13 protein-coding genes are annotated in these 13,631 nt (G+C 69.5%); 11 read left to right on the top strand and 2 right to left on the bottom strand.

The features are described 5' to 3' along the window. Positions 1 to 124 precede the first annotated feature (124 nt). Complete coding sequence (locus tag OQ968_RS10930) at positions 125 to 1,174, top strand: alpha/beta hydrolase (protein ID WP_324677576.1); 1,050 nt, start codon at positions 125 to 127, stop codon at positions 1,172 to 1,174. Between the two features lie 84 nt (positions 1,175 to 1,258). On the opposite strand, the gene OQ968_RS10925 is transcribed toward OQ968_RS10930, so the two are convergent. Then, positions 1,259 to 1,498 carry a hypothetical protein gene (locus OQ968_RS10925; RefSeq protein WP_324677574.1) on the bottom strand — a complete coding sequence of 80 codons (240 nt, stop codon included), beginning with the start codon at positions 1,496 to 1,498 and terminating at the stop codon, positions 1,259 to 1,261. A 67-nt stretch (positions 1,499 to 1,565) separates the two neighbouring features. Here OQ968_RS10925 and OQ968_RS10920 point away from each other — a divergent pair, with 67 nt between their 5' ends. Then, positions 1,566 to 4,217: an FHA domain-containing protein gene (locus tag OQ968_RS10920; RefSeq protein ID WP_324677572.1), complete on the top strand. Its 2,652-nt coding sequence runs from the start codon at positions 1,566 to 1,568 to the stop codon at positions 4,215 to 4,217. Between the two features lie 14 nt (positions 4,218 to 4,231). Here the strand turns inward: OQ968_RS10920 and OQ968_RS10915 are convergent, their stop codons facing one another. Next, the gene (locus OQ968_RS10915) at positions 4,232 to 4,396 is read right to left on the bottom strand and encodes a hypothetical protein (protein ID WP_324677570.1); all 165 of its coding nucleotides are present in this window, start codon (positions 4,394 to 4,396) and stop codon (positions 4,232 to 4,234) included. A gap of 221 nt (positions 4,397 to 4,617) precedes the next feature. Here OQ968_RS10915 and OQ968_RS10910 point away from each other — a divergent pair, with 221 nt between their 5' ends. Genes OQ968_RS10910 through fadD1 form a run of 9 tightly spaced genes read left to right on the top strand, consistent with a single transcriptional unit; the run spans position 4,618 to position 13,631 of the window. Continuing rightward, the gene (locus tag OQ968_RS10910; protein WP_324677568.1) at positions 4,618 to 5,808 is read left to right on the top strand and encodes an acyl-CoA dehydrogenase family protein; all 1,191 of its coding nucleotides are present in this window, start codon (positions 4,618 to 4,620) and stop codon (positions 5,806 to 5,808) included. Next, positions 5,798 to 6,895 (top strand): acyl-CoA dehydrogenase family protein, encoded by a 1,098-nt coding sequence (locus OQ968_RS10905; RefSeq protein WP_324677566.1) that lies wholly within the window; start codon positions 5,798 to 5,800, stop codon positions 6,893 to 6,895. Before OQ968_RS10910 ends, OQ968_RS10905 begins: the two co-directional genes overlap by 11 nt. Further along, positions 6,892 to 7,392, top strand: a complete 501-nt coding sequence (locus OQ968_RS10900; RefSeq protein WP_324677564.1) for a MaoC family dehydratase — start codon at positions 6,892 to 6,894, stop codon at positions 7,390 to 7,392. The genes OQ968_RS10905 and OQ968_RS10900 overlap by 4 nt, the downstream gene beginning before the upstream one ends. A 7-nt stretch (positions 7,393 to 7,399) precedes the next feature. After that, on the top strand, positions 7,400 to 7,858 hold the full coding sequence (locus OQ968_RS10895) for a MaoC family dehydratase (protein ID WP_324677562.1): 459 nt from the start codon (positions 7,400 to 7,402) through the stop codon (positions 7,856 to 7,858). Next, positions 7,855 to 9,057: a thiolase family protein gene (locus tag OQ968_RS10890; RefSeq protein ID WP_324677560.1), complete on the top strand. Its 1,203-nt coding sequence runs from the start codon at positions 7,855 to 7,857 to the stop codon at positions 9,055 to 9,057. Before OQ968_RS10895 ends, OQ968_RS10890 begins: the two co-directional genes overlap by 4 nt. A 2-nt stretch (positions 9,058 to 9,059) precedes the next feature. After that, complete coding sequence (locus tag OQ968_RS10885; protein WP_324677558.1) at positions 9,060 to 9,479, top strand: Zn-ribbon domain-containing OB-fold protein; 420 nt, start codon at positions 9,060 to 9,062, stop codon at positions 9,477 to 9,479. Then, on the top strand, positions 9,476 to 10,447 hold the full coding sequence (locus OQ968_RS10880) for an alpha/beta hydrolase (RefSeq protein WP_324677556.1): 972 nt from the start codon (positions 9,476 to 9,478) through the stop codon (positions 10,445 to 10,447). Before OQ968_RS10885 ends, OQ968_RS10880 begins: the two co-directional genes overlap by 4 nt. Then, positions 10,444 to 12,039 (top strand): NAD(P)/FAD-dependent oxidoreductase, encoded by a 1,596-nt coding sequence (locus OQ968_RS10875; protein ID WP_324677554.1) that lies wholly within the window; start codon positions 10,444 to 10,446, stop codon positions 12,037 to 12,039. Before OQ968_RS10880 ends, OQ968_RS10875 begins: the two co-directional genes overlap by 4 nt. Next, on the top strand, positions 12,036 to 13,631 hold the full coding sequence (gene fadD1 / locus OQ968_RS10870) for a fatty-acid--CoA ligase FadD1 (RefSeq protein WP_324677552.1): 1,596 nt from the start codon (positions 12,036 to 12,038) through the stop codon (positions 13,629 to 13,631). Before OQ968_RS10875 ends, fadD1 begins: the two co-directional genes overlap by 4 nt.

Below are 13,631 nucleotides of genomic sequence, written 5' to 3'. Positions count from 1 at the left end.
TTGCGCAGTGGTACCCATTCTTCGGGCGGGTAAACAGTGACGAACGCGACTTTGCCAGCGGTTTTACTCACCGTTTTGCGCTGCACCGCCGGGGTACCCGATCGGCAAATAGGAGTTGTGTGCAATGGACAGCACGAAGGATCCGGAGGATCGCCATCGTCGGTCCCGCCGCGGGGGGAGCAAGCGGCGCATTCACCATGGTCACAGCCCGCAATCGGTCGCGGTGTCGTTGGCCAGCCGGCTGATCGTGAAGAACGCGGTCCGCGCTTGGGCGATTCAGCCGAATCTGCACTGGCCATTGGAATACGTGGACAGCATGGCCGGTTTGCTGCCGCGCTTTCGATCGTCGGCGAGGATAGAGCCGGTACAACTCGAAAACTGTGCCGCCGAATGGATCCGCGCGCGGGGCGCATCGTCGAGCCGCGCGATCCTTTACCTGCACGGCGGCGCGTTCCTGACCTGCGGGTTGAACACCCACCGCTCGGTGGTCTGCCGCCTGTCGAAGGCGGCCGACGCCGGTGTTCTCACAGTCGGCTACCGGAAGCTGCCCTCGCATCAGATAGCCGATGCGATCGAAGACGGCATAAGCGGCATGCGCTGGTTGCGGCAGTGCGGCTATGACGACGACCAAATTGTCGTGGCGGGTGACTCCGCCGGGGGTTACCTCGCGTTCATGACCACGCTCGCCGCGATCCGTACACATCTTTCGAGGCCGGCGGGAATCGCCACGGTTTCGCCCTTCACAGACCCGGATCCGGAGCGCAAGCTCAGGCACCGGAACGCGCGCAAGTGTTCGATGTTCACCCGCGGGGCCTTGTCGATGTTCGCCCGCTACCTCGGCGAGGTACAGCTGCCGACGGGCCGGGGGAGCTCCCGGGCCCGCGTGGTCTCACCGGTGGACGCCGACCTGTCCTCGCTGCCTCCGGTCACCATCCACGCGAGTTCGGACGAGTTGTTGCTGCCGGACGCCGAGCTGATGGCGAAACGTCTGGAAGCCAGTGGAATTCGCTGCGATCTACATCTTTGGGACGGACAGGTCCACGACTTCCCGCTGGCCGCCGACATCCTGCCCGAAGGCAGGCGTGCCATCCGGTACATCGGGGACTTCGTCAAGGACGTCACCGCCGACACCGGCGTCGGCTGGCGCGAGCCGCTCGCCGCTACCGCGGGATAGCGCCACCGCCGTCGGCGCCGCGAAAGCGTTTGCGGCGCAAGCTTATTCGGAAAATTATTCGGGAACCGTCTCGGCCTGTCGCCGTTATTCGTATTGCTCGGGCTCGTCGAATTCGGGGTCTATCAGGACGGTCTCGCGTTGCTCCTGCCAGTCGGACGCAGCCGCCTCCAGGGGCACGTCGCCGTCGTCCTCCCAGGATGCGGCGTCGTCATCCTCGTCCGGCAAATCGGAGGTCGGCCGGTGTTGGTCAACGGCATCCGCGACGGGCACGTCGTCGGGGAAGTCATTGTCGCTGTCCTGCATGGACGGCGGATTACCCGCCACCGCGGCATTGAAAACCGGTGCGACGACTTGACCTGCAATCGGCGCTCATGCCGATAAAGTTGGCGTGATGAGCCGACCAGCCCCGCCTGTGCTGACCGTGCGGTATGACGGAGCCGAGCGCACCTTCGCGGCAGGCAACGACGTAGTGATCGGGCGTGACCTGCGCGCGGACGTCCGCGTCGCCCACCCGCTGATCTCCCGGACACACCTGGTGGTGCGATTCGACCAGGGCCGATGGGTCGCCATCGACAACGGCAGCCTCAACGGGCTCTACGTCAACAACCGGCGGGTTCCGGCCGTGGACATCCTGGACGGGCTGCGGGTCAACATCGGAAACCCGGACGGCCCCGCGCTGACGTTCGAGGTCGGTCGGCATCAGGGTTCGGCCGGGCGGCCGCCGTTGACGACGTCGATCCCGATCGTCAATCCGCCCAGCGGACCGAGCGGCGCGGCGCCGCCGCCGCTGGCGACCGGGCCCTCCTCCTGGCCGGGCCAGCCGCAAACCCCGTCGGGTCCATTGCGTACGCAGCCGGCGCATCCGCCCACCGGGCCGCAGCCCGTGCACCCGTCGGGCCCGCTGCCGAGTCAGCCCTCCGGCCCGCAGCCGCGCCACCCAACCGGCCCGCAACCGGCGGCTCCGCCCAGCGGGCCCCAATCGGCGCCGCAGATCTACCGGGCACAGCCGGCCAAGGTGGCCCCGGCGGCCGGACCCGAGACCGCGCGCGTCGGCGCCGACGCGTCGAACCTCGCAACGTCGATGATGAAGATCCTGCGCCCGGGCAAAGCGGTCGAGTCGATGCCGGGCGCGATCAAGATCGGCCGGGCCAACGACAACGACATCGTCATCCCCGAGGTGCTGGCATCGCGGCACCACGCCACACTCATCCCGACGCCGCGCGGCACCGAAATCCACGACAACCGCAGCATCAACGGCACTTTCGTCAACGGGTCCCGGGTCGACGTGGCGGTGCTGCGCGACGGCGACGTCGTCACGATCGGCAACATCGACCTCGTCTTCGCGGGCGGCACGCTGGCACGCCGCGACGAGACCGCGACCGCGACGCGCACCGGCGGCCTCGACGTGCGCGGGGTCAGCTGGACGATCGACAACAACAAGACGCTGTTGGACGACATCTCGCTGGGCGCGCTTCCCGGGACGCTGACGGCGGTGATCGGCCCGTCGGGCGCCGGCAAGTCGACGTTCGCCAGGCTGGTGGCCGGATACACCAGCCCGACCACCGGCACGGTCGCCTTCGAGGGCCACAACGTGCACGCCGAGTACGCCTCGCTGCGCAGCAGGATCGGCATGGTGCCGCAGGACGACGTCGTGCACGGCCAGCTGACCGTGCAGCAGGCGCTGATGTATGCCGCCGAGCTGCGGCTGCCGCCCGACACCACCAAGGAGGACCGCGCCCAGGTGGTGGCCCGGGTGCTCGAGGAACTCGAGATGAGCCAGCACCTGCACACGCGGGTGGACAAGCTGTCGGGCGGTCAGCGCAAGCGCGCGTCGGTGGCCCTGGAGTTGCTGACCGGGCCGTCGCTGCTGATCCTGGACGAGCCCACGTCAGGTCTGGACCCGGCCCTGGACCGGCAGGTCATGACCATGCTGCGGCAGCTGGCCGACGCCGGTCGCGTGGTCCTCGTCGTCACCCACTCGCTGACCTACCTCGACGTGTGCGACCAGGTGTTGCTGCTCGCCCCCGGCGGAAAGACGGCGTTCTGCGGTCCGCCCAGTCAAATCGGCTCGGCCATGGGCACCACCAACTGGGCCGACATCTTCAGCACGGTCGCCGGCGACCCGGACGCAGCCAAGGCGCGCTACCTGGCGCAGACGGGCCCACCCCCGCCGCCACCACCGGCGGAGAAGCCGGCCGAGCTGGGCGACCCCCCGCAGACCAGCCTGATGCGGCAGTTCTCCACGATCGCGCGGCGACAGATCCGGTTGATCGTCTCCGACCGCGGCTACTTCGCGTTCCTGGCGCTGCTGCCGTTCATCATGGGTTCGCTGTCGATGTCGGTGCCCGGCACGGTCGGCTTCGGCATCCCCAACCCCATGGGTGACGCGCCGACGGAGCCCGGGCAGATCCTGGTGCTGCTCAACGTCGGTGCGGTGTTCATGGGGACGGCGCTGACCATCCGGGATCTCATCGGTGAGCGCCCGATCTTCCTGCGCGAGCAGGCGGTCGGCCTGTCCACCTCCGCGTATCTGTTGGCGAAGGTCTGCGTCTACACGGTGTTCGCGATCGTCCAGTCGGCGATCGTCACCGCCATCACGCTGCTCGGCAAGGGCGGACCGACTCAGGGCGCGGCGGCGCTGGGCAAGCCCGGGCTGGAGCTGTTCGTCGACGTGGCGGCGACCACGGTCGCCTCGGCCATGCTGGGGTTGGCGCTGTCGGCCATCGCCAAGTCCAACGACCAGATCATGCCGCTGCTCGTGGTGGCGGTCATGTCGCAGCTGGTGTTCTCCGGCGGCATGATTCCCGTCACCGCTCGCATCGGGCTCGACCAGATGTCTTGGGCCACACCGGCGCGATGGGGTTTCGCGGCGTCCGCCTCGACGATCGACCTGACCCATCTGGAGCCCGGTCCCCAGGTGCCGAAGGATGCGCACTGGCATCACAACGCCGGCACCTGGTGGTTCGACATGGCCATGCTGGTGGTGATCAGCGTCTTCTATCTCAGCTTCGTGCGCTGGAAGATCCGCCTCAAGGGAGGCTAGGGAGGCTAGGGAGGCTAGGCCCCCTTGCGGACCAATTGGTCGGCGGCGGCGTGCATCCGGTTCGACAGCTGGAGGAGATCATGCTCGCCCACCCCATTGGGCACCGTGTATGCGAGCCGCCGTAACTCAACGGCGTAGTTGCGCAACTCCTGGCGGAGACGCGTCTCGATGGTGGCCATGAGTTCTCCAGGTCTAGATCAGGCGTGTCCAAATTTTCGCAGCCTCGTCCCGAATCCGCGACGGCACCGATGTGTTTTAACGGGAGTTTGACAGCGTTTTTACAGTTGGGGCACAACGCCCGCCGCGCAGCGGCGCCGAGCGTAACGTCAGTGCGCATCGGCGGGCGGAATTTCGCAGCGGCGTTACGCTGGCGCGGCCGGGACGGAAAGGGTAGGCCGGAATGGATTTCGAACTCGATGCCGGACAATGCGCCTGGCTGACCGAGGTTCGCGAATTCCTCCGGGACAACGTCACCGCGGAGTTGCGGGCCGAGCTGGCCCGGCACGATCTGGAGCTTCCCGACGGCGAGGTGGCGCGGTTTCGCCGCAAGATCGGGGAGAGGGGCTGGTTCGGGCTGAACTGGCCGCGCGAGTACGGCGGCCTTGCTGGCAAGGGGGGCCTCGGTGCCGTGTATCAGCACCTGCTGATGAGCGAGTTCGAATACTGGGGTGTGCCCGGCCCGGACCTGACGGTGACATCGGTGGCGCCGATGATCATGCGGCACGGCACCGAGCAGAACAAGACCGACTGGCTGCCGCTGATCGCCAGGGGCGAAATGATCTGCGCCGTCGGCTATTCCGAGCCCGAGGCCGGAACCGACCTGGCGAACCTGCGGACCCGCGCCGTGCGCGACGGCCGGGAATGGGTGATCAACGGAACCAAGATCTGGAACAGCGGGGCGCAGCGCGCCACCCACGAGTGGCTGTGCGTCCGCACCGATCCCGACAGCGCTCGCCACCGCGGGATCTCGGTGATCATCGTCCCGATCGACAGTCCCGGCGTGGAGATCCGCCCGCTGTACGCGTGGTCTGGTTACCGCACCAACGAGGTGCACTTCCGCGACGTCCGGGTGCCGCTCGCCAACCTGGTGGGCGAGGTCAACCGCGGCTGGACCTACATCACCGGTGCGCTGGACCTGGAGCGTGGCGCGCTGACCAACGCCGGCGACCTGCGGCGCGCCGTGGACGACCTGGCCGAGCTCGCGCGACAGCCGAGGCGCGACGGCACCGTGCCGTGGGACGACGCGGCCCTGCGCCGCCGCCTGACGCAGGCCGAGGCCGACGTCGAGGTCGCCACGCTGATGGGTTACGAGGCGGCGTCGCTGCTCGACGGCGGCGTAATACCGACCGTGGAGGTCAGCGTCGAGAAGGTGTTCACCAGCGAATTGCGCCAGCGCATCGCCGATCTCGCGCTCGACGTGCTCGGGCCCGACGGCCTGTTGGCGCATCGCAGCGAAAACGCGCCCCTGGCGGGCAAATTCGAGCGGCTGTATCGGGCCGCGCCGTTGATGCGCTTCGGGGGAGGGGCCAACGAGGTGCTGCGCGACATCATCGCCCAGCGCGGCCACGGAATGCCCTCGTATGGACGTTAGGCCCACGGTAGAGCGGCGCGAGTTCGCCTCGGCGTTGCGCGCGCTGCTGTCGGCGGAGAACCCGGTGGCCCTGGCACGCGGTGGCGATCGCAGCACCCCGGCGCTGTGGAAGGCGCTGGCCGACGCCGGCGTGTTCGGCCTCGCCATCGCCGAACAATACGGCGGCTCCGGCGGCTCGCTCGACGACCTCGCCGTCTTCTACACCGAGGCCGGGCGCGCGCTGTGCCCGACGACGGTGCACAGCACCCTCGCGGCCGCCCTGGCGATCGACCAGCTGGGCTCGCCGGACGCCAAGTCCGCGTGGCTGCCCACGCTGGCGGGCGGCAACGTTCGCGGTACCACGGCGCTGTGGAGCGCGCGCGACGCGGCCGTCGTTTCCGGTGTGCTGCAAGCCGATTCCGTGTCGACCGGGTGGCGCCTGAACGGAGCCGCGGACTACGTCGCCGACGCGGACGTCGCCGACCTGATCGTGGTGTCGGCCGGCGCGGCCGAGCGCACGCTGGTCTTCGTCGTCGACGCTCGCGCGGCCGGGGTGACCATGCAACCGCTGGCGATGGCGGGTGGGCACCGGGCGTTCACCGTGCGCTTCGACGACGTCGTCGCCGAGGCCGGTGGGCTGCTGGGCGACGTCGCCGATTCCGACCTGCGCCGGGTCGCCAATGCGGCGGTGGCGCTGGGGTCGCTCGACCTGGTCGGCGTCGGGGAGGCCGTGTTGGACCGCACGGTCGAATACACCAAGCTGCGCCACCAGTTCGGCCGGCCGATCGCATCCTTTCAGGCGGCCCAGCACCTCGTCGCCAACATGCACATCGCGTTGTCCGCGGCGCGGTTGGCCGCGCACTCGGCGGTCTTCCGGATCGCCCGCGGTCACACGGCGACCAGGGAGACGGCCATCGCGCGCATGCACGCGGCGACCGCGGCCAGGCTGATAACCCTGGACGCGCATCAACTGCACGGCGGGATCGGCTACGTGACCGAGACGGACCTGCACCTGTGGAGCGAACGGGCAAGGCTAGGCTCCACACTCGGCGGCGGCGCCGACGTCGCCGCGTCCTGGTTGGAGGAAACCATGAGGGAGCCCCGGTGAGCGAGGACAGCCTGATCGACGCGGAATCGGCGTCGCGGGTGGGCACTGTCGCGGCGTCGGCGACCGGCGAGGTGAACCGGCGCGACTGGCAGCGGTGGGCGGCCGCCGTCGGTGACCACAACCCGCTCTACTTCGACCCGGATTACGCCCGGGCCAACGGCTTTCGCGACATCGTCTGCCCACCGCTGTTCCTGCAGTACGCGGTGCTCGGCGTCACCCGCCTCGATGCGCTGCGGCCCGACGGGTCCTCCGGTGCTGTTTCGGGCGGCCTCGCGTTTCCCCGCGCCCCCAAGCGGATGGCCGGCGGGGAGCGCTTCACCTTTCACCTGCCGGCCTATCATCGCGACGAGATCGAGATGGTCCGCACCATCGAGTCGATCGTCGAAAAGCACGGCCGCTCCGGGAGATTCGTCCTGGTCAGCTGGCACACGGTGTACCGCAACCAGCACCGCGACCTGGTTGCCGAAGCGTCGACCTCGATGATCGCCCGGCCCTAGGAGCGCGATGACCGGTCAGCAAGTGTTTTACCAAATTTATTTCGAAGACGTCGGCGTGGGCGAACAGATTCCCACGCTCACGGTGACCGTCGACGAAACGCAGCTGTTCTTCTTCAGTGCCGCCACCTACAACGGCCACCGCATCCACTACGACAAGGACTGGGCCCGCACGGTCGAAGGCTACGACGACGTGTTGGTGCACGGCCCGCTGCAGGCGGCGCTGCTGGCCCGGGCGATCGGCGACTGGATCGGCGGGCGCGGCCGGCTGGTGTCCTTCGCGGTGCAGAACCGCGCGGTCGCCCACCCGGGCCAACGGCTCAGCTTCGGCGGGACGGTGACGGGCAAGCGCCTCACCGAAAGCGGCGGCGGGCTGGTCGATCTCGACATCAGCGGCCGCCGCGACGACACCGTGCTGATGCCGGGAACGGCGACGGTCGAGCTTCCCCGGCGCGGGGCGGCGCCGTGACGGGGCTGCGCGGCGAGGCGGCCATCGTCGGCATCGCCGAGCTGCCCGGCGAACGCCGCCCGAGCGGGCCGCCGAGGTTCACCCTCGACCAGTACGCCCGGTTGGCCAAGATGGTCGTCGAGGACGCCGGGGTCGATCCCGGCCGCATCAACGGCCTGCTCACCCACGGCGTGGCTGAATCGGCGATGTTCGCGCCGGCCACCCTGTGCGAATACCTGGGCCTGGCCTTGGATTTCGGTGAGCGCGTCGACCTGGGCGGGGCGACGTCCGCGGGCATGGTGTGGCGCGCGGCGGCCGCGGTGGAACTCGGCGTGTGCGACGCGGTACTGGCGGTGGTGCCCGGCTCGGCGTCGGTGCCGCGGTCGCGGAAGGGCCCGCCGCCCGCCCCGAATTGGTATGGGGCGTCGTCGAACACGTACGGGTCGCCGCAGGCGGAATTCGAGATCCCGTATGGCAACGTGGGCCAGAATGCGCCCTATGCGCAGATCGCGCAGCGGTACGCTGCGCAGTTCGGTTACGACGCGGCCGCGGTCGCCAAGATCGCGGTCGACCAGCGCGCCAACGCGTGCGCGCATCCGGGCGCGGTTTTCCACGGGACGCCGATCACCGTCGACGACGTCCTCGCGAGCCCGATGATTGCCGACCCGATCCACATGCTCGAGACGGTGATGCGCGTGCATGGGGGAGTCGGCGTGTTGATCGCCAATGCGGACATCGCGCGGCGCGGCCGCCATCGTCCGGTGTGGATAACCGGCTTCGGCGAACACATCGCCTTCAAGACCCCGACCTATGCCGACGACCTGCTGTGCACGCCGATCGCGCGCGCCGCCGACAGGGCGTTCGCGATGTCCGGGCTCAGCCGATCCGAGGTGGATGTCGCCTCGATCTACGACTGCTACACGATCACCGTGCTGATGACCCTGGAGGACGCCGGGTTCTGCGCGAAGGGAAAGGGCATGTCCTGGATCACCGAGCACGACCTGACCTTCCGCGGCGACTTTCCGCTCAACACCGCGGGCGGTCAACTGTCTTACGGCCAGGCCGGGATGGCGGGCGGCATGCACCACGTCGTCGACGGCGCCCGCCAGATCATGGGGCGGGCGGGCGACGCGCAGGTGCCCGACTGCCACACCGCGTTCGTCACCGGCAACGGTGGGATCATGAGCGAGCAGGTCGCGTTGCTGATGCGGGGAGACTAGCCATGACCGAGACTCCGGCCGAAGCGCTCCCGGTTCCCGAGCCCACCCCGGTGTCGCGGCCCTTCTGGGATGCCCTGGCGCAGCACCGGATCCTGGTGCAGTACTCGCCCTCGCTGGGCCGTTACGTGTTCTATCCGCGCACCCTTGCGCCGGGAATGCTCGCCGACGATCTGGAGTGGCGCGAGATCGACGGTGCCGGGGTGCTCTACACCTTCACCGTCGCTCGCCGGCCCACCGGCCCGCCCTGGGCCGACGCGGTGCCGCAGCTCCTCGCGGTGGTGCAGTGGGATGCCGGACCACGGATCAGCACCGAATTGGTCGACGTCGATCCGGGCGACATCCGGATCGGAATGCCCGTCAGCCCGGTGTTTTTCGACATGCCCGACGCCGGGGTCACCCTACTGAAATACCGCCCCGCATGACCGGCGCGCTGCACATGGACGACGGCGTGCGCGCGATGTTGGACCAACTGAACGCCGGATTCCCGCGCGTCGAGGAAATGACCGGCCCGCAGGCCCGCGCCGCGGTGGCCGAACGGCGGGTTCCCGTCGACAATCTCGACGACGTTCGCGAAGCCGTCGACCGCTCGATCCCGGGCCCCGCCGGACCGATCCCGGTGCGGATCTACCACCCGCACGGCGAGCCGTCACACGATCGCCCAGGGATCGTGTTCACCCACGGCGGCGGATTTGTCTTCTGCAACATCGAATCCCACGACGGGTTCTGCCGCGCCCTGGCCCGAGGCTGCGAGGCCGTGGTGGTGTCGGTGGACTACCGCCTCGCGCCGGAACACCCCGCGCCCGCGGCGGCTCTCGACGCGTTCGCGGCCTTCTGCTGGGTGGCCGAACACGCGGCCGAGCTGGAGGTCGACCCGGGGCGGATCGCCGTCGCCGGCGACAGCGCCGGCGGGAACCTCGCCGCGGTCACCGCGGTACTGTGCCGCGAGCATGGAGTCGCCCGGCCCGCCGCGCAGGTCCTGCTGTATCCGGCGCTGGATTACTCGTTCGAGACGGACAGCTACCGCCGCTACGGCACCGGCTACTTCAACACCCGCGCCGCGATGCAATGGTACTGGCACCAATACCTACGCGGTGCAGGTGATTTCGGCCCGCCCCACCTCGTTGCCCCGGCCCGCGCGGAATCCCATGCGGGCCTGCCGCCCGCCGTGATCGTGACCGCCGGCCTGGACCCCCTGCACAGCGAGGGCTGCGATTACGCCCGGCGGTTGCGCGACGCGGGCGTGCCCGTCGTGCACCGGGACTTTCCCGGGTTGTTCCACGGCTTCGTGACGATCCAGGGCTTCGCACCCGGGGCATCGGCGCGCGACCTGGTGTGCGGTGACCTGCGCCGCCTGCTGGCGCCGAATCACCGTGGGAGCCGGCCGAAATGACCGAGGTGACGGATGCCATCGTCGTCGGCGCCGGATTCGCTGGGCTCTACGCGGTGCACCGGCTCGCGTCGGCAGGCCTGTCGGTCACCGCCCTCGAGGCGGCCCCCGACGTGGGCGGCACGTGGTATTGGAACCGCTATCCCGGCGCGCGCTGCGACGTCGAAAGCGTCGACTACTCCTACTCGTTCGACGAGGAGCTGCAGCAGAGCTGGACCTGGAGCGAACGATTCGCCGCGCAACCGGAGATCCTGGCCTATCTGCGCCACGTCGCCGACCGCTTCGACCTGCGCCGCCACTACCGATTCGGCGTCGACGTCGTCGGCGCCGCCTTCGACCAAGGCCGCTGGCTGGTGCGCACCGCTGCCGGTCAGGACTACGCCGCGCCGTTTCTCGTGTGCGCGACGGGATGCCTGTCGGCGGTCAACCGCCCCGACATCCCCGGCATCGACGATTTCGCCGGGGACACGTACTTCACCGCCGCCTGGCCGCGCGACGATCCCGACTTGCGCGGGAAACACGTCGGCCTGATCGGCACGGGTTCGTCCGGGATCCAGGTGGCCCCGATCGTCGCCGAGCAAGCCGAAAGGCTCGTCGTGTTCCAGCGATCGGCGAACTACAGCATCCCGATGCCCAACCGCCCGTGGTCCAAGGCGGAGCAGCAGCGGATCCGCGAGGAATATCCCGAGCGCCGGCGGGTCGCGGCTTACGCGCCGGCGGGCACGCCGCACGGCACCTACCACAAGAACGCCGTCGACACCGATCCGGCGGAGCGCGCGGCGGCGCTATGGCAGCGCTGGCGCCAGGGCGGCGTCCTGTTCGGCAAGACCTTCCCCGACCAGAATGTCGACCCGGCGGCCAACGACATCGCGCGGACGTTCGCCGAGGACCGGATCCGGGAGATCGTCACCGACCCCGTCGTCGCGACCGACCTCATCCCGGTCGATCATCCGATCGGCACCAAACGCATCTGCACCGACAGCGGCTACTACGCGGCCTTCAACCGCGACAACGTCCGGCTGGTGAACCTGCGCCGCGAGCCCATCGAAGCGATCACCGCCGACGGAATACGAACGAGCGACGCTTTCTATCGCTGCGACGTGCTGATCTTCGCGACCGGGTTCGACGCGATGACCGGGGCGCTGACCCGCATCGATCCGGTCGGGCCCGGGGGAGAGCGGCTGCGCGACATCTGGGCCGACGGCCCGCTGACGTTCCTCGGCCTGATGGTGCCGGGCCTACCGAACCTGTTCACCATCAGCGGACCCGGCAGCCCGTCGGTGCTGTCGAACATGGTGCTGCACGCGGAAGTTCAGGTCGACTGGGCCGTCAACCTGGTGCTGACCGCCCGGCGCCGCGGGCTGAGCGAGGTCGAGCCGCGCCGCGACGCCGCGCGCGCCTGGACCGACCACGTCGCCCAGGCCGCCGAGCAGACCCTGTTCCCCAAGGCGGCGTCTTCGTGGTATCTGGGTGCCAACATCGAAGGCAAGAAACGCGTATTCATGCCCTACACAGGGGGATTCGGCAACTACCGGTGCCAGTGCGACGAGGTGGCCCGCAACGACTACGCCGGGCTGGTGCTGACCACCAGATGATCGAGACAGTCCAGCAGCTGCTGCGGCAGCGCAGGCACGACGACACCCGGGCGCTCGTCCACGGTGACCGGACCTGGACGTGGCGAGAGCATCTGGCCGAGGCGGAGGCCGAGGCGGCGGCGCTGATCGCCGTCGCCGACCCGGCGCGCCCGCTGCACGTCGGGGCGCTGCTGGGCAACTCACCGGAGATGCTTCGGGCGATGGCCGCCGCGGCGCTCGGCGGCTACGTGTTGTGCGGCATCAACACCACCCGGCGCGGAGCGGGGCTGCTCGCCGACGTCCGGCGATCCGACTGCCAGATCCTTCTCGTCGATCCCGAGCACCGACGGCTGCTCGACGGCCTGGACCTCGGCGGCCTCGAGGTGCTCGACGTGACCGGGGGGCGCTACGCCGACGCGGTCGCCGCGGCGCCACCGCTGGTGGCCCACCGCGAGGTCGGTGCCGCGGACACGCTGATGATGATCTTCACCTCCGGCACCAGCGGCGATCCGAAGGCGGTCCGGTTCGCGCACGGGATGGCGATCATGTGCGGCGCCAGCCTGATCTTTCAGTACGACGTCACCGCCGCCGACGTCTGCTACCTGTCGATGCCGCTGTTTCACTCCAACGGGGTCGCCGCCGGATGGGCGGTCGCCATCGGCAGCGGCGCCACCATGGCCCCGGCCCGGTTCTCGCCGACACGGTTCCTCGACGACGTCCGCCGCTACGGCGTCACGTATTGGAACTACGTCGGCAAGCCGCTGGCGCTGATCCTCGGCACCCCGGAGCGCCCCGACGACGCCAATACGACGCTGCGGATGGCGTTCGGCAACGAGGCGACCGATCGCGACATCGCCGAATTCGCAAGGCGTTTCGGCTGCCGCGTGGTCGACAGCTTCGGCTCGAGCGAGTTCGCGGTGATCGTCGTCCGGGAGGACGGCACCCCGCCCGGCTCCATCGGCAAGCCGTACCCCGGGGTGAGCATCTATAACCCGGCCACGCTGACGGAGTGCGCCATCGCGCAGTTCGACGAACACGGCGCATTGACCAACCTCGACGAGGCCGTCGGCGAACTCGTGAACACCCAGGGCGCCGGGCCGTTCGCGGGCTACTACAACGATCCCGCCGCCACGGCGCAGCGCATGCGGCACGGCATGTACTGGTCGGGCGACCTGGCCTACCGCGACGCCGACGGCTGGATCTACCTTGCCGGTCGCACCGCCGACTGGATGCGGGTGGACGGCGAAAACCTGGCGGCGGCGCCGATCGAACGGATCCTGGAGCGGCTGCCGCAGGTCGGGCAGGTCGCCGTCTACGCCGTGCCCGACGAGCACGTCGGCGACCAGGTGATGGCCGCGCTCGTGATTCGCCGCGGGATGGATTTGCGGCCAGCCGATCTCGAGCAGTTCCTGGCCGCGCAACCGGACCTGTCGCCGAAGGCGTGGCCGCGCTACGTGCGCATCAACGACGACCTCCCGGCCACGGCGACCAACAAGATCCTCAAACGTGAGCTGATCGCCGCAGGAATCAGCGCCCAGGGCGGCGTGCTGTGGGCGCGCCCGGCGCGCGGGACGAGCTACAGCGTGGTGGTCGAGGACGCGCTGCACGGGTAG

Origin of the sequence: Mycobacterium sp. 663a-19, from assembly GCF_035616495.1 — a bacterium.
Lineage (GTDB): Bacteria > Actinomycetota > Actinomycetes > Mycobacteriales > Mycobacteriaceae > Mycobacterium.
The sequence above is the reverse complement of the archived record's forward strand: the minus strand, read 5'-3'. Positions and strand labels throughout refer to the sequence as shown.

Coding starts and splice junctions, on each gene's coding strand:
- OQ968_RS10930 (WP_324677576.1), top strand. CDS start 125: ATGGACAGCACGAAGGATCCGGAGGATCGCCATCGTCGGTCCCGCCGC.
- OQ968_RS10920 (WP_324677572.1), top strand. CDS start 1,566: ATGAGCCGACCAGCCCCGCCTGTGCTGACCGTGCGGTATGACGGAGCC.
- OQ968_RS10915 (WP_324677570.1), bottom strand. CDS start 4,396: ATGGCCACCATCGAGACGCGTCTCCGCCAGGAGTTGCGCAACTACGCC.
- OQ968_RS10910 (WP_324677568.1), top strand. CDS start 4,618: ATGGATTTCGAACTCGATGCCGGACAATGCGCCTGGCTGACCGAGGTT.
- OQ968_RS10905 (WP_324677566.1), top strand. CDS start 5,798: ATGGACGTTAGGCCCACGGTAGAGCGGCGCGAGTTCGCCTCGGCGTTG.
- OQ968_RS10895 (WP_324677562.1), top strand. CDS start 7,400: ATGACCGGTCAGCAAGTGTTTTACCAAATTTATTTCGAAGACGTCGGC.
- OQ968_RS10885 (WP_324677558.1), top strand. CDS start 9,060: ATGACCGAGACTCCGGCCGAAGCGCTCCCGGTTCCCGAGCCCACCCCG.
- OQ968_RS10880 (WP_324677556.1), top strand. CDS start 9,476: ATGACCGGCGCGCTGCACATGGACGACGGCGTGCGCGCGATGTTGGAC.
- OQ968_RS10875 (WP_324677554.1), top strand. CDS start 10,444: ATGACCGAGGTGACGGATGCCATCGTCGTCGGCGCCGGATTCGCTGGG.
- fadD1 (WP_324677552.1), top strand. CDS start 12,036: ATGATCGAGACAGTCCAGCAGCTGCTGCGGCAGCGCAGGCACGACGAC.